Source organism: Candidatus Accumulibacter contiguus, assembly GCF_036625285.1.
GTDB classification, from domain to species: domain Bacteria; phylum Pseudomonadota; class Gammaproteobacteria; order Burkholderiales; family Rhodocyclaceae; genus Accumulibacter; species Accumulibacter contiguus.
Window position 1 is genome coordinate 690,280 of the sequence record NZ_JAZKUC010000002.1, and the last position, 21,214, is coordinate 711,493.

General features: G+C 60.1%; 23 protein-coding genes and 2 pseudogenes. 18 read left to right on the forward strand and 7 right to left on the reverse strand.

What is annotated here, in order from left to right:
• Positions 1-75: 75 nt before the first annotated feature.
• From aceE to V5B59_RS21720, 5 genes and pseudogenes are all read left to right on the forward strand, one after another.
• Complete coding sequence (gene aceE, locus V5B59_RS21700; protein WP_169071982.1) at positions 76-2,769, forward strand: pyruvate dehydrogenase (acetyl-transferring), homodimeric type; 2,694 nt, start codon at positions 76-78, stop codon at positions 2,767-2,769.
• A gap of 12 nt (positions 2,770-2,781) precedes the next feature.
• Positions 2,782-4,119, forward strand: coding sequence for a dihydrolipoyllysine-residue acetyltransferase (gene aceF, locus V5B59_RS21705; RefSeq protein ID WP_169071981.1), 1,338 nt, complete (start codon positions 2,782-2,784; stop codon positions 4,117-4,119).
• Positions 4,120-4,133: 14 nt separating this feature from the next.
• Positions 4,134-5,879 (forward strand): dihydrolipoyl dehydrogenase, encoded by a 1,746-nt coding sequence (lpdA, locus tag V5B59_RS21710; RefSeq protein WP_169071980.1) that lies wholly within the window; start codon positions 4,134-4,136, stop codon positions 5,877-5,879.
• A 147-nt stretch (positions 5,880-6,026) separates the two neighbouring features.
• Positions 6,027-6,209 (forward strand): annotated as a pseudogene (locus V5B59_RS21715) (VapC toxin family PIN domain ribonuclease); the annotation flags it as partial.
• A gap of 128 nt (positions 6,210-6,337) precedes the next feature.
• Positions 6,338-6,780 (forward strand): annotated as a pseudogene (locus V5B59_RS21720) (DUF29 domain-containing protein).
• Positions 6,781-7,237: 457 nt separating this feature from the next.
• Here V5B59_RS21720 and V5B59_RS21725 read toward each other — a convergent pair.
• Positions 7,238-7,612, reverse strand: a complete 375-nt coding sequence (locus V5B59_RS21725; RefSeq protein WP_332352492.1) for a hypothetical protein — start codon at positions 7,610-7,612, stop codon at positions 7,238-7,240.
• Here V5B59_RS21725 and V5B59_RS21730 point away from each other — a divergent pair.
• The 5 genes from V5B59_RS21730 (at position 7,538) to V5B59_RS21750 (ending at position 11,697) form a co-directional block, all read left to right on the forward strand.
• Positions 7,538-7,729 (forward strand): hypothetical protein, encoded by a 192-nt coding sequence (locus V5B59_RS21730; RefSeq protein ID WP_332352479.1) that lies wholly within the window; start codon positions 7,538-7,540, stop codon positions 7,727-7,729. The genes V5B59_RS21725 and V5B59_RS21730 overlap by 75 nt on opposite strands.
• Complete coding sequence (locus V5B59_RS21735; protein ID WP_332352493.1) at positions 7,647-7,973, forward strand: hypothetical protein; 327 nt, start codon at positions 7,647-7,649, stop codon at positions 7,971-7,973. Before V5B59_RS21730 ends, V5B59_RS21735 begins: the two co-directional genes overlap by 83 nt.
• The gene (locus tag V5B59_RS21740) at positions 7,919-8,359 is read left to right on the forward strand and encodes a reverse transcriptase domain-containing protein (RefSeq protein WP_332352318.1); all 441 of its coding nucleotides are present in this window, start codon (positions 7,919-7,921) and stop codon (positions 8,357-8,359) included. The genes V5B59_RS21735 and V5B59_RS21740 overlap by 55 nt, the downstream gene beginning before the upstream one ends.
• Before the next feature lie 489 nt (positions 8,360-8,848).
• A complete protein-coding gene (ltrA, locus tag V5B59_RS21745) occupies positions 8,849-10,186 on the forward strand; it encodes a group II intron reverse transcriptase/maturase (RefSeq protein WP_332351545.1) in 1,338 nt (445 codons plus the stop codon).
• A 716-nt stretch (positions 10,187-10,902) separates the two neighbouring features.
• Positions 10,903-11,697, forward strand: a complete 795-nt coding sequence (locus V5B59_RS21750) for a PEP-CTERM sorting domain-containing protein (RefSeq protein WP_332352319.1) — start codon at positions 10,903-10,905, stop codon at positions 11,695-11,697.
• 297 nt (positions 11,698-11,994) lie between these two features.
• Here V5B59_RS21750 and V5B59_RS21755 read toward each other — a convergent pair whose 3' ends face one another.
• Both V5B59_RS21755 and V5B59_RS21760 read right to left on the reverse strand, forming a co-directional pair.
• The gene (locus V5B59_RS21755) at positions 11,995-12,309 is read right to left on the reverse strand and encodes a helix-turn-helix domain-containing protein (protein WP_034924323.1); all 315 of its coding nucleotides are present in this window, start codon (positions 12,307-12,309) and stop codon (positions 11,995-11,997) included.
• The gene (locus V5B59_RS21760; protein ID WP_034924326.1) at positions 12,306-12,644 is read right to left on the reverse strand and encodes a type II toxin-antitoxin system RelE/ParE family toxin; all 339 of its coding nucleotides are present in this window, start codon (positions 12,642-12,644) and stop codon (positions 12,306-12,308) included. Before V5B59_RS21760 ends, V5B59_RS21755 begins: the two co-directional genes overlap by 4 nt.
• A gap of 227 nt (positions 12,645-12,871) precedes the next feature.
• Here V5B59_RS21760 and V5B59_RS21765 point away from each other — a divergent pair, with 227 nt between their 5' ends.
• The 6 genes from V5B59_RS21765 to V5B59_RS26400 all read left to right on the forward strand — a co-directional run bounded on the left by V5B59_RS21765 (position 12,872) and on the right by V5B59_RS26400 (position 17,327).
• Positions 12,872-13,111, forward strand: a complete 240-nt coding sequence (locus V5B59_RS21765; RefSeq protein WP_248595061.1) for a hypothetical protein — start codon at positions 12,872-12,874, stop codon at positions 13,109-13,111.
• 66 nt (positions 13,112-13,177) lie between these two features.
• Positions 13,178-13,351 carry a hypothetical protein gene (locus V5B59_RS21770; protein WP_248595060.1) on the forward strand — a complete coding sequence of 58 codons (174 nt, stop codon included), beginning with the start codon at positions 13,178-13,180 and terminating at the stop codon, positions 13,349-13,351.
• Entirely contained in the window at positions 13,344-13,550 is a 207-nt protein-coding gene (locus V5B59_RS21775) for a hypothetical protein (RefSeq protein WP_034924332.1), read from the forward strand. The genes V5B59_RS21770 and V5B59_RS21775 overlap by 8 nt, the downstream gene beginning before the upstream one ends.
• 88 nt (positions 13,551-13,638) lie before the next feature.
• Positions 13,639-14,493, forward strand: coding sequence for an REP-associated tyrosine transposase (locus tag V5B59_RS21780; RefSeq protein ID WP_169071847.1), 855 nt, complete (start codon positions 13,639-13,641; stop codon positions 14,491-14,493).
• A gap of 367 nt (positions 14,494-14,860) precedes the next feature.
• Positions 14,861-16,879 carry a methyl-accepting chemotaxis protein gene (locus V5B59_RS21785; protein ID WP_169071846.1) on the forward strand — a complete coding sequence of 673 codons (2,019 nt, stop codon included), beginning with the start codon at positions 14,861-14,863 and terminating at the stop codon, positions 16,877-16,879.
• A gap of 91 nt (positions 16,880-16,970) precedes the next feature.
• Positions 16,971-17,327, forward strand: a complete 357-nt coding sequence (locus tag V5B59_RS26400; protein ID WP_211203520.1) for a hypothetical protein — start codon at positions 16,971-16,973, stop codon at positions 17,325-17,327.
• A gap of 126 nt (positions 17,328-17,453) precedes the next feature.
• Here the strand turns inward: V5B59_RS26400 and V5B59_RS21795 are convergent, their stop codons facing one another.
• Positions 17,454-17,693, reverse strand: coding sequence for a DUF6399 domain-containing protein (locus tag V5B59_RS21795; protein WP_332352480.1), 240 nt, complete (start codon positions 17,691-17,693; stop codon positions 17,454-17,456).
• Positions 17,594-17,866, reverse strand: coding sequence for a hypothetical protein (locus V5B59_RS21800; RefSeq protein ID WP_332352494.1), 273 nt, complete (start codon positions 17,864-17,866; stop codon positions 17,594-17,596). Before V5B59_RS21800 ends, V5B59_RS21795 begins: the two co-directional genes overlap by 100 nt.
• A gap of 257 nt (positions 17,867-18,123) precedes the next feature.
• On the opposite strand from V5B59_RS21800, the gene V5B59_RS21805 reads away from it, so the two are divergent.
• Positions 18,124-18,441, forward strand: a complete 318-nt coding sequence (locus tag V5B59_RS21805; protein ID WP_332352320.1) for a hypothetical protein — start codon at positions 18,124-18,126, stop codon at positions 18,439-18,441.
• A 46-nt stretch (positions 18,442-18,487) separates the two neighbouring features.
• Positions 18,488-18,703 carry a DUF29 family protein gene (locus V5B59_RS21810; protein ID WP_248595058.1) on the forward strand — a complete coding sequence of 72 codons (216 nt, stop codon included), beginning with the start codon at positions 18,488-18,490 and terminating at the stop codon, positions 18,701-18,703.
• A 693-nt stretch (positions 18,704-19,396) separates the two neighbouring features.
• On the opposite strand, the gene V5B59_RS21815 is transcribed toward V5B59_RS21810, so the two are convergent.
• Positions 19,397-19,876: an OsmC family protein gene (locus tag V5B59_RS21815; RefSeq protein ID WP_169071844.1), complete on the reverse strand. Its 480-nt coding sequence runs from the start codon at positions 19,874-19,876 to the stop codon at positions 19,397-19,399.
• Between the two features lie 118 nt (positions 19,877-19,994).
• Positions 19,995-21,179: an acyl-CoA dehydrogenase gene (locus V5B59_RS21820; protein ID WP_169071843.1), complete on the reverse strand. Its 1,185-nt coding sequence runs from the start codon at positions 21,177-21,179 to the stop codon at positions 19,995-19,997.
• Positions 21,180-21,214: the final 35 nt, after the last annotated feature.

Genomic DNA, 21,214 nt, shown 5'->3' on the forward strand with positions numbered 1-21,214 from the left:
CTGTCCGTTGCCGTTCACCCAAGCGCGCAGAAAAGAACCGTTCCATTCACAATTCTGTAGATCAGGAGACAAATCATGGCAGATCTGCCCGAAAACGCGCTGTCGGCCTGCATGAACGATGCGGACCCACAAGAGACCCAGGAATGGCAGGACGCCCTGAGCGGCGTCATCGACAAGGAGGGCGCCGAGCGTGCCCACTTCCTGATCGAATGCCTGATTGCCCAGGCGCGCCAGGAGGGAATCGACATTCCCTACAGTGCCGCCACCGAATACGTCAACACCATTCCGGTCGACCAGCAGCCGAAGTATCCCGGCAATGCCGACCTGGAAATCCGGATTCATAACTACATCCGCTGGAACGCCATGGCGATGGTCGTTCGCGCCAACCGGGACAGCAACGTCGGCGGCCATATCGCTTCCTTCGCTTCGGCGGCAGCGCTCTACGATGTCGGTTTCTCGTGGTTCTGGCGCGCGCCTTCCGAGCAGCACGGCGGCGACCTGATCTTTTTCCAGGGCCACTCGGTTCCCGGTGTCTATGCGCGCGCGCACCTGCTCGGCCGGCTGACCGACGAACAGATGGACTGTTTCCGCCAGGAAGTCGACGGCCAGGGCGTCTCGTCCTACCCGCATCCGTGGCTGATGCCGGATTTCTGGCAATTCCCGACGGTCTCGATGGGTCTCGGCCCGATCCAGGCGATCTATCAGGCGCGCTTCATGAAATACCTGGACAGCCGCGGTTTCATCCAGGCCGGCGACCGCAAGGTCTGGGCCTTCCTCGGCGACGGCGAAACCGATGAAGTCGAATCGCTGGGCGCCATCGGCATGGCCGCGCGCGAGCGACTCGACAACCTGATTTTCGTGATCAACTGCAACCTGCAGCGTCTCGACGGTCCGGTGCGTGGCAACGGCAAGATCATCCAGGAACTCGAAGGGACTTTCCGCGGCGCCGGCTGGAACGTCATCAAGCTGATCTGGGGAACCCAGTGGGACGCGCTGTTCCTGCGCGACAAGAAGGGCATTCTCAAGCAGCGGATGATGGAGGCGGTGGACGGCGAGTACCAGACCTTCAAGGCCAAGGACGGTGCCTATGTCCGCGAGCACTTCTTCAACACTCCGGAACTCAAGGAACTCGTCGCCGACTGGACCGACGATCAGGTCTGGGGGTTGAACCGGGGTGGCCACGACATCTTCAAGATCTTCAGCGCCTACAAGAGCGCCGTCGAGCACAAGGGGCAGCCGACGCTGATCCTGGCCAAGACGATCAAGGGCTATGGCATGGGCCAGGCCGGCGAGGGGATGAACATCTCGCATCAGCAGAAGAAACTCGATTACGACGCGATCAGGCGCTTCCGCGACCGTTTCAGCCTGCCGGTGCCGGACGACCAGATCAAGGCACTGCCGTACCTGAAGTTTGCCGAGGGTTCGCCCGAACTGACCTACATGCGGCAGCGGCGAATGGACCTCGGCGGTTACCTGCCAAAGCGCCGGCGCCTGGCGGAACCGCTGGAAATCCCCGAATTATCGGCTTTCGAGACGCTGCTCAAGGCCTCGGGCGAGGGTCGCGAAGTGTCCACGACGATGGCCATCGTCCGTTTTCTCAACATCCTGCTCAAGGACAAGAAAGTGGGCCGGCACGTCGTCCCGATCGTCCCCGACGAGTCCCGGACTTTCGGCATGGAAGGCCTCTTCCGCCAGATCGGCATCTGGAACCAGGAAGGGCAGAAATACGTTCCCGAAGACCATGACCAGTTGATGTTCTACAAGGAGTCGAAAGACGGGCAGGTGTTGCAGGAAGGGATCAACGAGGCTGGCGCGATGAGCGACTGGATCGCTGCCGCGACAGCGTACTCGGTACATGGCGTGCAGATGATTCCCTTCTACATCTGCTACTCGATGTTCGGTTTTCAGCGCACCATGGATCTGTGCTGGGCGGCTGGCGACCAGCGTGCCCGCGGTTTCCTGATCGGCGGCACCGCCGGTCGCACGACGCTCAACGGCGAGGGCCTGCAGCACGAAGACGGCCATTCGCTGATCCTCTCGGGCCTGATTCCGAACTGCCTCAGCTACGACCCGACTTTCTCGTTCGAAGTCGCGGTGATCATGCGCGAAGGCATGCGCCGCATGTACCAGGAGCAGGAGGACATCTTCTACTACCTGACGGTGATGAACGAGAACTACGAACATCCGGAAATGCCCGCGGGTGCCGAGGCCGACATTCTCAAAGGCATGTACCTGCTGCGCCGCGGTCAGTCGTCGGACAGCAATCCGGCGGCGCCACGCGTACAACTGCTGGGATCGGGAACGATCTTCCGCGAAGTCATTGCCGCTGCCGACCTGCTCAAGAACGACTGGGGAGTCGATGCCGACCTCTGGGCTTGCCCGAGCTTCACCGAACTGGCGCGCAACGGCAACGCCGTGCAACGCGCGAACCTGCTCAACCCGCTGGCCAGGCCACAGGTGTCGCATGTCGAGGCCTGCCTGGGCGATACCCGCGGCCCGATCATTGCCGCGACCGATTACGTGCGCCTGTTCGCCGAGCAGATTCGGCCCTTCCTCAACCGTCGCTACGTGGCGCTCGGCACCGACGGTTTCGGCCGCTCGGACACGCGCGCGAAGTTGCGGCACTTCTTCGAGGTCGACCGCCGCTGGGTCACCATTGCCGCGCTCAAAGCCCTTGCCGACGATGGCACGATCGAGCGCAGCAAGGTCGCCGAAGCGATTGCCCGGTACGGCATCGACGTGAACAAACCCAACCCGATGACGGTTTAAGGGAGGCCCCTGATGAGCCAATTGATCGAAGTAAAAGTCCCGGACATCGGTGATTACACCGACGTGCCGGTCATCGACATCTGTGTTCTGCCCGGCGACGTCGTCAAGCTGGACGATGCGCTGGTGACCCTCGAATCCGACAAGGCGACCATGGATGTGCCATCGACGGTGGCCGGCGTGGTCAGGGAAGTGCGCGTTCAGCTCGGCGAGAAGCTGTCCGAAGGCGCCGTGGTCGCCGTCATCGAAGCGTCTGCCGCGGGCGACGCCGTGCCGGCTGCCGCCCACACGGCTCCCCCGGTGGTGGCAGCCGCCGTGGTCAGCGCAGCGCCAGCGGCGAGTGGCGGCATCCCTGTCGAGGTCGCGGTGCCGGGTATCGGCACTTACCATGACGTGCCGACTCCGGCAGCATCGCCACCGGTCGCCGGCCTCGCGCTCGGCGCCCGCACCCACGCCAGCCCGTCGGTACGCCTGCTGGCGCGCGAACTCGGCGTCGATCTCTCCAGGGTCCCGGCCAGCGGACCGAAAGGCCGCATCGTCAAGGAAGACGTCACCGCCTACGTCAAGGGGGTCATGACGGCTGCCCCGGCGCTTGCCGCCGCGCCATCGCTCGGCGGTGGTCTCGACCTGCTGCCCTGGCCGAAGGTCGACTTCGCCAAGTTCGGCCCAGTCGAAGTCAGACCGCTGGCACGAATCAAGAAAATCTCCGCGCAGAACCTGGCGCGCAACTGGGTGATGGTTCCGGGGGTCACCTACCACGAAGACGCCGACATCACCGATCTTGAAGCCTTTCGCGTGGCGATGAACAAGGAGAACGAGAAGTCCGGCCTGAAGATCACCATGCTTGCCTTCCTGATCAAGGCCTGCACCGTCGCGCTGAAGAAATTCCCGGAATTCAACAGCTCGCTCGACGGCGACAACCTGGTGCTCAAACAGTATTGCCATATTGCCTTCGCTGCCGACACGCCGAATGGCCTGGTCGTTCCCGTGATCAAGAACGCCGATCAGAAATCGGTGGTGCAGCTCGCCGTCGAGAGCGGCGAACTCGCCAAAAAGGCGCGCGACGGCAAGCTCGGACCGGCGGAGATGTCCGGTGCCTGCTTCACCATCTCCAGCCTGGGCGGCATCGGTGGCACCTATTTCTCGCCGATCATCAACGCCCCGGAAGTCGCCATCCTCGGCGTCAACCGGTCGGTGATGAAACCGATCTGGAACGGCCGCGAGTTTGCGCCGCGGCTGATCCTGCCGATGTCCCTGACCGCCGACCACCGCGTCATCGACGGCGCTCTGGCCACCCGCTTCAACGTCTTTGTCGCGCAACTCCTTGCCGACATGCGGCGCGTGCTGCTCTGATCGGGAGAAAAATCATGAGCCAGATCATTGAAGTGAAAGTGCCCGACATCGGCGACTACCACGATGTGCCGGTGATCGATATCTGCGTCAACACCGGGGATACAGTCCAGGTCGACGATGCGCTGATCACCCTCGAATCCGACAAGGCGACGATGGACGTGCCGAGCAGCGTTGCCGGCGTCGTCAAGGAGGTGAAAGTCAGCCTGGGTGAGCGGATCTCGGAAGGAACGGTGGTTGCCCTGATCGAGACCGCCGACGCGGCGCAGGAGACTACACCGGCAACAAGCGCTGCCGCGCCACCAGCGGCCAGCGTCGCCCCCGCGCCGCAAGCCGCCCCGCCGATCACCGGCAGCGCCGACCTCGAGTGCGAGATGCTCGTCCTCGGCGCCGGCCCGGGCGGTTACTCGGCAGCTTTCCGCAGTGCCGACCTGGGCATGCAGACCGTCCTCGTCGAGCGCTACCCGACACTCGGCGGCGTCTGCCTCAACGTCGGCTGCATCCCGTCCAAGGCGCTGCTGCACATCACCGGCGTCATGGACGAAGCGCAGCACATGGCCGACTGCGGCGTCAGTTTCGGCGCGCCGAGCATCGACCTCGACCGGCTGCGCGCGCACAAGGACCAGGTCGTCGGCAAGCTCACCGGCGGCCTCGCCGGCATGGCCAAGGGACGCAAGGTCGAGGTCGTGCAGGGCGTCGGCCAGTTCGTCGACGCGCATCACGTCGAAGTGGCATTGGCCGGCGGCGGCAGCAAGCGGATCAAGTTCCGGAAAGCGATCATCGCCGCCGGCTCGCAACCGATCGCGCTGCCGTTCATGCCCAAGGACGATCCGCGCGTCGTCGACTCGACCGGCGCCCTCGAACTGCGGCAGATTCCGAAGAGCATGCTGGTCGTCGGCGGCGGCATCATCGGCCTCGAGATGGCCAGCGTGTACTCGGCGCTCGGTTCGCGAATCACCGTCGTCGAACTCGGAGGCGTCCTGATGCCCGGCGCCGACCGCGACCTGGTCAAGGTCTGGGAGAAGAGGAACGCCCACCGCTTCGACCGGATCCTGCTCAACACCGGCGTCGTCGCCGCCGCAGCCACTCCCGAAGGAATCGAGGTGACCTACAGCAACGACGAGATAGAGCGCTTCGACCTCGTGCTGGTCGCCGTCGGCCGCTCGCCGAACGGTAAGAAACTGGCGGCCGAGAAGGCTGGCGTTGCCGTCAATGAGCGCGGCTTCATCCCCGTCGATACGCAGTTGCGAACCAATGTAGCGCACATCTACGCCGTCGGCGACATCGTCGGGCAGCCGATGCTGGCGCACAAGGGCGTGCATGAGGCACACGTCGCTGCCGAAGCCGCGAACGGCGGCAAGCGCTGCTTCGACGCCCTGCAGATCCCGTCGGTGGCCTACACCGACCCGGAAATCGCCTGGGCCGGCAAGACCGAAGAGCAGTGTCGGGCCGAAGGCATTACCTATGGCAAGAGCGTCTTCCCCTGGGCGGCGTCGGGGCGCGCGCTGGCCAATGGCCGGGAAGAAGGATTCACCAAGCTGATTTTCGACGAGAAGACGCATCGCATCATCGGCGGCAGCATTGTCGGTACCGACGCCGGCGACCTGATCGGCGAAGTCTGTCTGGCAATCGAAATGGGCTGCGACGCTACCGACATCGGCCACACCATCCACCCGCACCCGACGCTGGGCGAGTCGGTCGGGATGGCGGCGGAGGTCTATGAGGGTGTCTGCACCGACCTGCCGGCGGTGAAGAAGAGGTAGGCAAAGCGATTTCCGGTTGTACGCCGCCGCACGCGAAGTTCGGCGGCGTCGTTCTTTCGATGAACCGGAAGTGATGGTTTCGTTTGCGCTTGACCACTGGCGCGACAGGGAGTGGGTGTTTTTGTCATGGGTGCCGATCATCTCCCCCGGCTGAATGCCTTGATGCGCCAATAGGATGATTTACCGATGGACTTGGCGGATGCCTCGCGGGCGTTGCTGGCAGAGAAGGGCGGCGAGGGACGTATCGTCAGTACCGATGAGCGTGATTTTCACACTGATCGCTGGAAAAACCAGCATCCCTTTCGTAATCTGCTGCCTGGGCAGGTTTGAGCCGGAGCTCTTGATATTGAGATGGATACAGCGCTGCTTTACGGCTGGGAGGATGCTGGCTGCTGGATTGCAAAACTTGACCGCAGAGCTCGCTGTGTTTCCTGGTTTCTTGTGATGTGGAGGTCGCCGTGGGAACTGACTACGAAACTGACGTGGTGGCCTGGGCTAGCGAGCAGGCCCGGCTGATTCGTGCTGGGCGTTTCGATCTGCTTGACCGGGAACATATCGCCGAGGAGATTGAAGACGTGGGAAGAGCGAACAGCGCGAGTTGGCCACCCGAATGGCGGTCCTCCTGGCCCATCTCCTCAAGTGGCAGCACCAACCCGAGCGCAGAGGTGCAAGCTGGGAAGTGACGATCAGCAGTCAGCGACAGAGAATTGTCCGTCGCCTGGACAAGACACCGAGTCTGCGCGGCTGCCTCAACGACCCGGACTGGTGGGCCGATGCCTGGGGCGATGCCTGCGATCTGGCCAGTGCCGAGACGGGAATCGGAATGGACAAGCTCCCACGCCATTGCCCTTGGGCGATGGCAACGGAAGTCCTCGATGAAAGCTGGCTACCGAATGGGTAGCGGTAGGGCTATGGGTGATCGGGGGAGCGGCGATCGTGCTGGATTGCAAGACTTGACCGAGAGCAGGCCGTAACGCAAGTGAACCTATGAGTAGCCTCGTAAATTATGTGGAGGAGCCGACCCTGTGGTCAGAAGGGGAAGGCCGTTGGATGGGCGCTGGAATAACGGAAGTGGCGTCAATCGACTCCCGGGGTAGCAGGGATGGCATGTTCTTGAAGACTTACTGCCCAGTGCTGGAGGCCCGTCTGCGGAGGTGGGGAGACCACCGACTGCTGCGTATAAGGCAACGAAAGCGCAGCGGCTGCAGGCGGGAGTCGGAGGGGTTCATAGTACCGTCTGAGTTCGTGGGACAACATAACCCCGGACGAGGGAAGGGACCCTACTTTGTTCGTGCAACCGAAGAGCGGAGGATCGAGGGATTGCCATGTCGCTAACCACCCCGGACACGATCAGGACGCTACAGAGGAAGCTGTATGCCAAGGCCAAGCAAGAACCAGCCTATCGCTTTTACGCGCTTTACGACAAGCTCTACCGGGAAGACATCCTCAGTCATGCCTGGCGGCTTGTCCGGTCGAACCGAGGCAGTCCTGGCATTGATGGGATCAGCTTCGAGGCCATCGAGAGCGGAATCGGGGTAGAGACGTTCCTGCGGGACCTGGCCCGTGATCTGAAAGACAAGACCTACCGAGCCCAACCGGTAAGGCGCGTCATGATTCCCAAAGCGGACGGCAGTCAGCGCCCGCTTGGGATACCGACGCTGCGCGATCGGGTCGCACAAATGGCGGTGAAACTCATCATCGAACCGATCTTTGAAGCCGATTTCTGTGAGCATTCGTACGGATTCCGGCCCAAGAAATCGGCCCACGATGCTGTGGATGACATCGCCCAATGCGCTCTGGGCCGGCTACACCCAAGTCATAGACGCCGATCTATCGAAGTATTTCGATAGCATTCCGCACGCCAAGCTACTGGCCGTGGTGGCCGAGCGCATTGTCGATGGGGGGATTCTGCACCTCATCAAGCAATGGCTCAAAGCCCCGGTCATCGGCGAAGACGACAACGGAGTGAAGAAGACCGTAGGCGGTGGGAAAGCCAATCGTCAAAGGGACGCCGCAGGGTGGCGTGATTTCCCCGCTGCTTGGCCAACTGCTACCTGCATATTCTCGACCGAATATGGCAACGGCGGCACCTGAAGGGCAAGTTGTCCGCACATCTCGTGCGTTACGCGGATGACTTTGTCGTCCTGTGCCGAAAAGAGGTAGAGGAACCGCTGAAGGTGGTGCGGCATGTCCTGGCACGTCTGGACCTCAGTCTCAACGAGGCGAAGACCCATATCGTGGACGCCACTCAAGCAAGCTTCAATTTCCTGGGTTTCACGATTCAGATGAGTCGAGGGGCCAAGACCGGAAAACCGTACCCGAACGTCCGGCCAGCCGATAAATCGCTGAAGAAGATCAAGGCGAGGCTGACGGAACTAACGGGCAGGAATTTGACCCCCATCCCTTTGAGTGACGTCGTGGGAAATGTGAACCGCAGCCTGCGAGGCTGGGCAAACTATATGCTGGATTGCAAGACTTGACCGTTCGCAGTAACAGCAGCAAGTCTAGCGGGTTTAAGTCCCGTCTGGGGAGTTGTCCGTACGCCCCGGTAGCATGAGGAAGCGGCGCCGTGGCGACACGGGGTCGTGAGTTTCCAACAGCAAGAGAGCAGGCCGTAACGCAAGTGAACCTATGAGTAGCCTCGTAAATTATGTGGAGGAGCCGACCCTGTGGTCAGAAGGGGAAGGCCGTTGGATGGGCGCTGGAATAACGGAAGTGGCGTCAATCGACTCCCGGGGTAGCAGGGATGGCATGTTCTTGAAGACTTACTGCCCAGTGCTGGAGGCCCGTCTGCGGAGGTGGGGAGACCACCGACTGCTGCGTATAAGGCAACGAAAGCGCAGCGGCTGCAGGCGGGAGTCGGAGGGGTTCATAGTACCGTCTGAGTTCGTGGGACAACATAACCCCGGACGAGGGAAGGGACCCTACTTTGTTCGTGCAACCGAAGAGCGGAGGATCGAGGGATTGCCATGTCGCTAACCACCCCGGACACGATCAGGACGCTACAGAGGAAGCTGTATGCCAAGGCCAAGCAAGAACCAGCCTATCGCTTTTACGCGCTTTACGACAAGCTCTACCGGGAAGACATCCTCAGTCATGCCTGGCGGCTTGTCCGGTCGAACCGAGGCAGTCCCGGTATGGATGGGATCAGCTTCGAGGCCATCGAGAGCGGAATCGGGGTAGAGACGTTTCTGCGGGACCTGGCCCGTGATCTGAAAGACAAGACCTACCGCGCCCAGCCGGTAAGGCGCGTCATGATTCCCAAAGCGGATGGCAGTCAGCGCCCGCTTGGGATACCGACGCTCCGCGATCGGGTCGCACAAATGGCGGTGAAACTCATCATCGAACCGATCTTTGAAGCCGACTTCTGTGAGCACTCGTACGGATTCCGGCCCAGGAGGTCGGCCCACGATGCCGTGGATGACATCGCCCACACGTTATGGGCCGGCTACACTCAAGTCATAGACGCCGATCTATCAAAGTACTTCGATAGCATTCCGCATGCCAAGCTACTGGCCGTGGTGGCCGAGCGTGTTGTCGATGGGGGGATTCTGCACCTCATCAAGCAATGGCTCAAAGCCCCGGTCATCGGCGAAGACGACAACGGAGTGAAGAAGACCGTAGGTGGTGGAAAAGCCAATCGCAAAGGCACGCCGCAGGGCGGCGTGATCTCCCCGCTCTTGGCCAACTGCTACCTGCATATTCTCGACCGAATATGGCAACGGCAGCACCTGAAGGGCAAGCTATCCGCACATCTCGTGCGTTACGCGGACGACTTTGTCATCCTGTGCCGAAAAGAGGTAGAGGAACCGCTGAAAGTGGTGCGTCATGTCCTGGACCGTCTGGACCTCAGCCTCAACGAGACGAAGACCCACATCGTGGACGCCACCCAAGCAAGCTTCAACTTCCTGGGTTTCACGATTCAGATGAGTCGAGGGGCCAAGACTGGAAAACCGTACCCGAATGTCCGGCCAGCAGACAAATCGCTGAAGAAAATCAAGGCGAGGCTGACGGAACTCACGGGCCGGAAACTGACCCCCATCCCCTTGAGAGATATCGTGGGAAACGTCAACCGCAGCCTGCGAGGCTGGGCAAACTACTTCCACTATCGAAACTCAAGTCTGGCGATGAGCAAAGTCAGATACCACGCGGAAGACCGGTTGCGAACCCATTTGATGAAGCGTCATCAGGTGAAGGACCGAGGAACTGGTTTCCGCCGGTTTCCAAGTGCTCATCTCTACGGGCGCTACGGGCTATACAAAGTTCCTACGAAGGCGGGCTGGAACTCGGCGCATGCCGTGGCGTGAAGAGCATCGGAAAGCCGTGTGCGGGAAAATCGCATGCACGGTTTGATGAGGGAGGGCAGGCGAAAGCCTGTCCTCTACTCTACCCGAGCTTTGCTGTGACCCCGAGCTTTGCTGTGACCCCGAGCTTTGCTGCTGGATTGCAAGACTTGACCCCGAGCTTTGACTCCGAGCTTTGACTCCGAGCTTTGACTCCGAGCTTTGACTGACCCCGAGCTTTGACCCCGAGCTTGGATGACCCCGAGCTTGACCCCGAGCTTAGTGCATGACCCCGAGCTTAGTGACCCCGCGCTTTGCTGTGACCCCGCGCTTTGCTTGTGACCCCGCGCTTGCCGCGCTTGTGAGGACCCACGGCTACCGTGGCCGATGTGTCGGTTTTTTTTACACATAGAACCCTCGTGCTTCGTGTGTTAGATCGGCGTGGAATCGCAACTGCCTGTAAAGACTATTTTTTTCAAAGACGGGGGGTAGTGGTATGGAAATTGCTTCTTTATTTATGAAAGTTGTGGATATTAGGCAATTTTCCATGAAAAATTATAACAAATTGTATCTAAAGACAAATTTTGATGCTAAATGAGTTATGTGTAAAGCTATGCCCTATGCCTTTAGGTGGCGCAAGAAAGTCATGGTCGCGTTAGCGTCCCTGTTTAGCCGCTATGAGCGGTTCACACATTGAAAGCCCCCGGCTCTGCCGGGGGATGGTTACTTGGAGACGCCAAATGCAATCTTTGTATTTCTACCTGCAACGCGCACTTGTCGCCGCATTCTTGGCAATTGGGGTCGCGTCATCCACGCATGCCGCAGTGACCATAACCTTGGATCCTTTTGCGAGGGGCACATACAACCATTTCGGCAGCGGGACTCGCTCAGAGTCGGCGAATTATTTCGCTGGATACATAGTTGGGTTCTATCCACCACCATTGGATCCCCTTGTTTTCAGAAATTACTTTATGTTTGATGTGGGTAGGGCAATCGACACATTTTTTCCGAGTGCCAAACGTATCATTGCGGCGACGCTGGTCATCGACAACTGGAACACGCATTTGGGATTCGCAATTCCCCCCGAAGCAGAATGGGGCGGCAGCGATATTGCGTACTGGTTGTATGATGTCACAACTCCCCCCGGGGACTTCCACCCAGGTACAACAAGTACTGCGATTTTCAATGACTTGGGGTCAGGCACAGCGTATTATGATGGCGGTTTTCTCGTTCGGGAGGCGGGTAATAGATTAGTCATACATCTTAATGACGCAGCGCTCCTCGAACTGAATTCTGACTTGCACGATAACGTTTTCATTGTTGGTGGTTCAATCGATAATTTCGGAATACCTCACCCGTTCATCCCATCGGTAACTACCGGACTTTTTGGTGGTTCCGGCTCTGATCCGTTCGACGGTCATTCGTTTAATACGCAGTTGATAATCGCTGTTGTTCCAGCGCCCTCCACATTGCTTCTTCTTGCCGTGGGGTTCGTCGGTTTCCTTGTGCAAAGGCGGAAACAAAGCAATTCTTGAAGCGCGCGGGGTCATGAGCAAAATGGGGGTCATGTCTTGGTTGCGGCTCACCAATGGGGTCAGGTCTCACCAATGGGGTCATCACCAATGGGGTCAGGTCATCACCAATGGGGTCACATCACCAATGGGGTCACACATCACCAATGGGGTCAGGTCTTGCACATCACCAATGGCATCACCAATGGGGTCAGGTCTTGCAATCCGGCATTTTCCGGGCTAGACCGCAACCTATGGCAAAACCACCACGCATTGAGCTTGCTGGTGGTTTGTACCTTTTGATCCGCTACGGCCAGAAGTTCAGACCACGGCCAGTCGCTCAACGGTATCCGGGAACTTCTCGACCAAGCGAATCAGCAGCACAGCCTGAGCGTTCGGTTTGGCCCGACCCTGCTCCCAGTTTTCCAGTGTCCGGGGATTCGTGCGCAGGTAGCCGGCAAACACCGGGCGCGAAAGATGCAGGCGCTCGCGCAACATGACCAGCTCCTCAGCCGTCACCTCCGGCACGGGTTGAACCCCGACCTTGTGCGTGCGTAGCGTCTGCTTGTCAGCGCGCTCGTTCGCCAAGGCACCAAAGCCCTCGGCAATCTCGGCAAACAGGTTTCGCTTCTTCATCGTCTGGCCTCCAGTTCAGCTTTCAACATTCCCTTGAGCGCCTTTTTCTCATCGGCGTTCAAGTTCTCCATTTCATCCTTGTCGTACAGGGTGAAGAGCCAGAATTGCCGGCCACTATCCCACCAGTAGTAAATCACTCGTAGTCCACCCCGCTTTCCTTTGCCACGGCGAGAATCGCCATGACGCAACTTGCGCAGCCCGCCCGTCCCTTCGATCACATCGCCGGCTTCCGGGTTCTTCAGCATGTACTGTTGCAACCTGCGAAACTCTTCATCGTCCAGGTAGTCGGCACGATATTTGGCAAACGCCGGCAATTCGGCAAAAATAGCTTGCATGGAGAAAATATACGCAAGTTGCGGATGTTTTGCAAGGTCCAGCGAGCAAAAGCATCTTGGGGGTCACATCTTGGGGGTCACACATCTTGGGGGTCAGGTCTTGTAATCCAGCAATTTAAAGCCATAAACTTCATCCTATGGCAAGATCACTACGTAGAAAACGGGGTCATGTCTTTCTTTTTCCAGAAAGAATGGGGGACACGGTTTTCTGAACGAGGGTTAAGTTCATGAAGCGCAGGATATACGTTGAAACCTCCGTCATCAGCTATTTGACGGCTCGCCCCAGCAAGAACGTAATTGAAGCTGGCCATCAGCAGAGCACTTACCTCTTCTGGGATCGCCGTAGCGAATTCGATCTGGTCGTGTCAGAACTTGTTGTCACTGAATGCGGCGCTGGAGATGCCTCTGCGGCGAGCAAACGGCTTGACGCGCTGTTGACCATACCGCTGCTAGACATTACTGCGTAAAGTGTTGAGCTGGCGAAGGGGCTGGTTGTTGCGGGAATCGTTCCGGTCAGGGCGGCTGAGGATGCCATGCATATTTCGATTGCCACAGTTCATTTCGTGGATTATTTGCTGACATGGAATTGTCGGCATATTGCCAACCCGGAGATCCAGGCGCGAATTGCCGAGCATTTTCAGCGGCTGGGCTTGTTCCTGCCTTTCATTTGCACACCTGACGAGCTCTTGGGAGACGACAATGACTGATAGCATCATTCACGAAGTACGTGCGATTCGCGAGCAGCACGCCGCCAGCTTGGATTTCGATCTCGACCGCATTTTTGCCGATCTACAGGCACGTCAGAACAAACACGCCGCCGAGGGGTGGACGATCATTCCGGCTCCTGCCGGACCGCCACCCGAGTCTAACTTGGCATTGCAGCGGACTCGCTTCGCTCGCCGTTGAATTTGTTGTTAAGGTCTTGCAATTAGGGTCACGCACGCAATTAGGGTCAGGTCTTGAATCCAGCAATGTAAAGCCTAAACTTCATCCTATGGCAAGACCCCTGCGCATCGAGCTTGCCGGTGGTGTGTACCACGTCACCTCGCGTGGCGACCGCCGGGAGGCCATTTACCGGAGCGACGAAGATCGCGCAGGGTGGCTGGCTGTCCTCGGACAGGCCTGCGCACGCTTCAATTGGCGTTGTCATGCCTGGTGCCAGATGACCAACCATTTCCATATGGTGTTGGAGACGCCCGACGCCAACCTCTCGCAAGGGATGCGGCAGTTGAACGGTGTCTATACGCAGCAGTTCAACCGCCGCCATGCGCTGGTCGGGCACCTGTTTCAGGGGCGCTTCAAGGCAATTCTGGTCGAACGTGAAACCTACCTGCTGGAACTCGCGCGCTACGTTGTACTCAACCCAGTCAGGGCGGGCATGGTGGCGCGGCCGGACGACTGGTCATGGAGCAGTTACCGCGCGATGGTCGCAGCGGCACCGACACCGGAATGGCTGGAGACCGATTGGCTCCTGGGCCAGTTCGGCGACGAGCGCGCTCAGGCGCAGGCCGGCTACGCAGCCTTCGTCGTCGAGGGAATCGGACAACCGAGCATCTGGAAGGGGCTTCGCCACCAGATCCTTCTCGGTAGCGAGCGCTTTGTCGAGCAACGCTTTGGTGCCTGGAAGCCCATGGACAAGTTGCGCGAGGTGCCCCGCGCGCAGCGGCGGGTGCTGGCCAAGCCGCTCACCGAGTTCGCTGCGGCGTACCCGCTGCGCCGCGAGGCCATGGCGCGTGCTTTTCTGACCGGAGCGTATTCCATGCAGGAGATCGCGGAGCATTTCCGAGTACACTACTCGACGGTCAGCCGGGCGGTAAGTTGGCTCGATGGAGGCGGAAATTCTGCCTAGCCGCGTCAACGGTTCTTGTTGATGATCAAGTGCCCGACTTGGCCCCAAGACAGCGGAGCATTGATTCGTTGATTCGGCAAACCTTGATCCCGCACTTGGGGTATGACCCCGCACTTGCGTGTTTCGGGTTCTCAAGCTCGGCATTGGAGTGAATTAATCATCGGTTCCCTAAGGAGCGAAGTTCAAAGTTGGATGTTCGACACCCGTTGGGGCTCTCCTTAGAAGGTCCAACCCACATTGGTAACAACGGCTTACAAATAATCTGCCCCGCTTTTCTTATCCCGATCTCGATCTGAGGTTAAACTGGTTTCCTCGTACCGGATCCCGCCTTCAGGGCAAGACAAACGAAACGAGAGGTAGCCGCGCGATGATCCAAACCCAGTCAATCCGCTTTCGCATCGCCGCCATGGTGTCGCTCGCCATCGTGCTGTCGCTGGGCGGCTTCGCCCTGTTCCTCAACGCCGAGATTCGCGACATCAACGAACGCGACGAGACCGAGCAGCTCCGGAAGACGAACATGATGGTGCTCGACATGATCGGGCAAACCGACTCGATCCTTCGCGGGCAGGCTGAAAGCTGGGCACACGCTTTCTCGACTGCGCTCGCCGGCCGTTACACGCTCGAAGGCGGAGACGACCCGGTTCTCAAGCTCAATGGTGTCGCGCTCAACGGCAGCATTGGCGAGGTTGATACCTTCAGTCTGCGGACCAAGGGCAACGTCGCGACCGTCTTTGCGAAGAAAGGCGACGACTTCGTACGCGTTACGACCTCCGTGAAGAAGGAAGACGGCTCGCGAGCCGTCGGCACGCTGCTCGGCAAGGAACACCCGGCCTACGTGCTGGTGCGTGAAGGCAAGTCCTTCACCGGCAAGGCCACCCTGTTCGGGCGCGACTTCATGACCAAGTACGACCCGATCCGCGACGCGGCCGGCCAGGTGATCGGCCTGCATTTCGTCGGCATCGACATCGTCGAATCGATTGCGCGCATGAAGGAGACCATAAAGAAGATCAAGCTCGGCACAACCGGTTACGCTTATGTGCTCGACGCTACTCCCGGGCCGAAGGCCGGCACCCTTATCGTCCATCCGGCGTCGGAAGGCAAGAACATCATCGAAGCCAAGGACAACGAAGGCCGCCCGTTCATCCGCGAGATCGTCGAGAAAAGAAACGGCACCATCATCTACCCGTGGATGAACAAGGAGGCCGGCGAAACCCGCCCGCGCAACAAGATTGTCATTTACAACGACTACAAGGACTGGAACTGGATCGTCGCCTCGGGCAGCTATACCGAGGAAATCTTCAGCCTCGCCGACCGCGCACGCAACCTGACGATCGCCGCCACCTTCGTGCTGACGATCGCGCTCCTGGCGATTCTGACCTTCTACCTGAACCGCATCGTGATCCTGCCCCTGATCGGACTGGTGGGTAGCTCGCAGCGCATTGCGAACGGCGACCTGACGGTCCGCCTCGATACCGGCCGGGGCGACGAAATCGGCGCCGTGATGCGTGCGATGCACGAGATGGCCGAAAAGCTCGGAACGATCATCGGTGGCGTCCGTTCCGCATCCGACACCATCGGTGATGCGGCCCGACAGATGTCGGTAGCGACGAGCCAGGTGAGCACGGCCACCGAGGCACAGGCGCAGGCCTCGGCGGCCTCGGCGGCGGCCCTCGAAGAAGTCACGGTGAGCATCAACGAGGTATCGACGCTGGCCGGCGAAACCGAGGCCAGCTCGCAGAAGACCTCCCGCCTGACCGAGGAGAGCGTGGCCGCAATTCACGCCGCGGTCGACGAGATCGAGTCGATGGCCGGCGCGATCAGCGCGTCGTCGGAGCAGGTCGCCGGACTCGTCAAGCGATCGGAAGATGTCGGGGGGATCGCTGGCGTGATTCGCGAGATCGCCGACCAGACCAACCTGCTGGCGCTCAACGCGGCCATCGAGGCGGCTCGTGCCGGTGAGCAGGGCCGCGGCTTCGCGGTGGTTGCCGACGAGGTGCGCAAGCTGGCCGAGCGCACGGCCAAGGCAACGCATGAAATCGCCCAGATGATCGGGCAGATTCAGGACGAGACCCGCCAAACCGTCTCCGGCATGGAGGCAGTCGCACCAAAGATCCAGCACGGGCTTGCCAAGGTGAGCGCCGTGTCGGACATGCTCGACACGATCTCATCCGAGGCCACAGACTCCCGGACGCGCGCGCTGGAAGTGGCGAACGCGACCCGCGAACAGGCCGTGGCCGCCAACGAGGTGGCCAAGAACGTCGAGCACGTCGCGCAGATGACCGAGGAGACGAACGCAACGATGCGCGCCAACGTCGCGAACGCCGCGCGGCTGCAACAGATGGCGCAGGAACTCCGCCAGCAGGTCGCCTACTTCAAGGTGGCCTGATCCGGCTGCTCAGGTCGGAGGCAGCTTCTTCTGCAGGAAAGTCGCCGTGCCGGCGGCCGGGTCGAGTGTATAGGGCCGGAAACCCGCGCGCTTGTACACCTTCATCGCCACCGCATTGCCGGTAAGGACGCTCCAGCGTCAGCTTGCAGCAGCCCCGGTGGCGCGCCTCGACCTCGGCAAAGGCCAGCAGCGCCTGCCCGATGCCGACCCCGCGCAGGCCCTTGCGGGGGTCGAATTGGGGTCACCCATTAGCCGGCCCCTGTCAATAGGGTTGCCCGTCACGATGGCGGCGGGCACCAACCGCGGTTGGCTCGCGGCAGAGGCGAACTGGTCAAGCCTTTTGCCTTTTCAAAACCTTTGTTCTCGCGATCATTTCTCCTGCGTCCAGGGCGGGCTGCGCGTTTTGCAGCCCGGCGTAGCGCACCCTGGATGCCCGACGGTGATTTAGGCGGGTGTCAGGGGGCAAAGCCGCGCACTTCGGCTTGGCCACCTTACAGACCCTGCTGAAAGCTGGCTACCGAATGGGGGCCTTGATCGTCGTTCCGGCTCCCCCCCCGCTACGCCGCCACCTGCATCAGATAGGGCTGCTTGGGCGGTCGAGGTCGTCGGCGCGCCGGATATGATAGTTGTGTACGACGGTGAGCGCTGCGAGCTTGCGGTCGCTCAGGCGATGGCGACCCTGGTGATGTAGGGCCAGTTGGCCATTGCGGCCCTCTACCCCGGAGCTGCTGCGCTGAACTGCAGGGGGATGCTGAAGTGCGCCGCCCACACCAGTTGATGCAGCCAGCGCACGCCCTCTGGGGTCTCCACCCACGCCGCCAAGACCGCTGGGGCCGCGCCGACCGCAAGCGGTTTGCACCATTCCTGCAAGGTATTGCGGGCCAGGCCGAGGTCGGCGGCCACCTGCCGTTGCGGCTGTCCCGCCGCCACGCGCGCCGTGGCCGTCCCAAGCTGCTCCGCCCGCTCCAGGCGCGAGCGGCGCTTCACGACCCACCGACCATCGACGGCCGTGCAGCGCGCAGTGGCACCGGCCTCGTGTCTCAGCTATAGTCAATCCCGGCAGGACCTTCGAGCATCTTCCTTCTCCCTCGGTGAGTTTGCACTTCCAAGGGTACGAGATTTCGAGGGTCCTGCCACTCCTTTCTCCACGCTCAGCACTCGGCCTTGGCCGGAATGATGATCAAGACCCGAATGGATAGCGGTATCCGTAATAGAATGCGGGCTGGCAGAGAAAAAGCACGTTCATGAAAAAAAAATCTAATCCATATTCTCAACCACTCGAACTACTACTTCAGTGCTTGAATCAACTTCACCCTGAAGAAATTCAGAAGCGCTTTGCACCAAACGGTGAGGGTTTGTTCTTACAAGAAGTTGTCGATGTTTCAAGATTATCAACTACCGAAGATCTGTTGGATTCTTTTGGAGTGGATATGACATGCCCAAATCACCCAAAACCTGAAACTGAGGAGTGGTGGATGATTTTTCAATGGCACCCTGTATGTAAACAGTTAATCTCTGGCGTAGAGCTTAGAAAGAGTATCAAGAAACTGTTCCCGTCCTGAATGCAGATCTCTTCTGCACACAATTGGCGAGTTGCGGGATCAGGTCTTGAAAGAACACAAGTGGCAGCACCAACCCGAGCGCCGAGGCGCCAGTTGGGAAGTGACGATCAGCAGTCGGCGACAGAGAATGATCCGTCGCCTGAACAAGACACCGAGTCTGCGTGGCTGCCTCGACGACCCGGACTGGTGGACCGATGCCTGCAATCTGGTCAGTGCCGAGACGGGAATTGGAATGGACAAGTTCCCCCGCCATTGCCCTTGAGCGATCACAACGGAAGGAAGTCCTCGACGCCATCGGTCTTTCCTTCCCGCTCAAGGCCAAAGCCGACAAGCTCGCCGCGTGGGCAGGCGCCGCTTTCGCGGCATCGGCTATTTGGTTATCAAAAATCGATGCTTGCAGCATAATTGCGCTTGCTGGCTGGAGGAAGATCCGTCAGACAGCACCCTGCTCGTGTGGCGCAGCAACTTCCAGGCCGGAATCGGTGAGCTGTCGTATGCGTGCAGCCGGCGCTCTTCCGTGGAGGAGGCCTTGCGTGTCCATGGCCAGCCGGGAATCTTCAACAACGATCAGGCTCGCAGTTCACCAGCGAAGCCTTCACCAGCGTGCTCAAGCTTGGCGGCGCGGGGGAGAAGCCAGGGCCCAGCCACTCGGATAGCATATGGTTAAAAGCCATCAACTATATGATTTGTTGTGACTTATCTTGCAGTCGATTGCCTTTCTGTAGGCCGTCTCGCCTCCCGGACCATTCGGTCATGCTAGGGCAGACAAGGTTTGGACTACCGAGGAATCTGCCAAGTGTATGAAAAACTAGCATAAACAGCGCCTTAGCGTATGCATTCCGAGTGGCGAGGCCCTGGGGGCGAGGCGAGACCTCGGGCAGGGGGCCTGTTGAATTCCATAGCCAACGGAAACCCAGCGCAGCGCTGGTACTCTGCTCTCTGCAGCGGCCCCACGTCAATCCTGCGCAGCGCCGAACACCGGCTCGCAACGGACCTCGGTCTTGACCGAGTTGGCGATGAAACACTCCTCGTGCGCCTGGCGGTGCATTTCCGCCACCTCGGTAGCCGTCGGCAGGTGGTCGCCCGAAAAGGCGACCTCGGGTCGCAGCGTGACGAGGGTCATCGCCAGCTTGCCATCGCTGTTTTTCGCCATGACGCCGAGCGGGTTGTCGGCGTAGCGATCGATGCAGAACCTGCGCCGGGCAGCGATCGACAGAAACCACAGCAGGTGGCAACTGGCCAGCGAGGCGACAAAAGCCTCTTCGGGATCGACCGCGGCCGGGTCGGACATCGGCACCGGCACGACGTGCGGCGACGACGAGGCAGGGATGTCGACACCCCCGTCGAAGCGCAGCAGGTGCTTGCGGCTATAACGGTTACCGAGAAAATCCTGCTCGCCGCGGAGCCAGAGAATTTGTGCACCATATTGGGTCATGGCTAAGGATAGGAGATCCAACGCCACTCCCGCAAGGTACGGTGGCATTTTCGAGCAAGGCGATCCATTCGGCGGTGCTGCGCAATACCGTGATTTGCCGACGACATCGCCAGCGGCTTCAGAAAGCGGCGATGCCGGTTTGCGCCCGGCCGAGGATCAACGCGTGTACATCATGGGTGCCTTCGTAGGTATTGACCACTTCGAGGTTCACCAGGTGCCGGATGATGCCGTACTCGTCCGAGATGCCGTTGCCGCCGAGCATGTCGCGCGCCATGCGAGCGATGTCGAGTGCCTTGCCGCAGGAGTTGCGCTTCATGATCGAGGTGATCTCGGGTGTCGCCGTACCTTCGTCCTTCATCCGCCCGAGGCGCAGGCAACCCTGCAGAGCCAGCGTGATTTCGCTCTGCATGTCGGCGAGTTTCTTCTGGACCAACTGCTTGGCGGCCAGCGGGCGGCCGAACTGCTTGCGATCGAGCGTGTACTGGCGCGCCGTGTGCCAGCAGAACTCGGCGGCGCCGAGGGCACCCCAGGCGATGCCGTAGCGTGCCGAATCGAGGCAGGTGAACGGTCCCTTGAGCCCCCGCACTTCTGGAAAAGCGTTCTCCGCCGGTACGAAGACCTCGTCCATCACGATCTCGCCGGTAATCGACGTGCGCAGACCGACCTTGCCATGGATGGGCGGCGTCGACAGGCCCGGCATTCCTTTCTCGAGGACGAAGCCGCGAATTGCGCCGGCGTCATCCTTGGCCCAGACGATGAACACGTCAGCAATCGGCGAGTTGGTGATCCAGGTCTTGTTGCCCGAGATCCGGTAGCCGCCGTCCACCGCACGCGCCCGGGTCTCCATGCTGCCCGGGTCGGAGCCGTGGTTGGGCTCGGTCAGTCCGAAGCAGCCGATCGATTCGCCGCGTGCCAGCCGGGGAAGGTACTTCTGCTTCTGCTGCTCGGTCCCGAAGGTATGGATCGGCAGCATCACCAGCGAAGACTGCACGCTCATCATCGAGCGAAAACCCGAATCGATACGCTCGACCTCGCGCGCGATGAGGCCGTAGCTCACATAGTTGAGCCCGGCACCGCCGTACTCGGGCGGAATCGTCGCGCCAAGCAGTCCCATCTCGCCCATTTCCAGATAAATCGCCGGATCGGTTTGTTCGAGGCGAAAGGATTCGAGAACGCGCGGCAACAATCTACCCTGGCAGTAGTCGCGCGCTGCGTCGCGCAACAGGCGTTCTTCTTCGCTCAGTTGCGCTTCGAGCAACAAGGGGTCTTGCCAGCAGAATTTCACTTTCGATGCATTTGCCATGGTCTGTCCTTTTGCCGTTCGCTACGTCCTGGTCT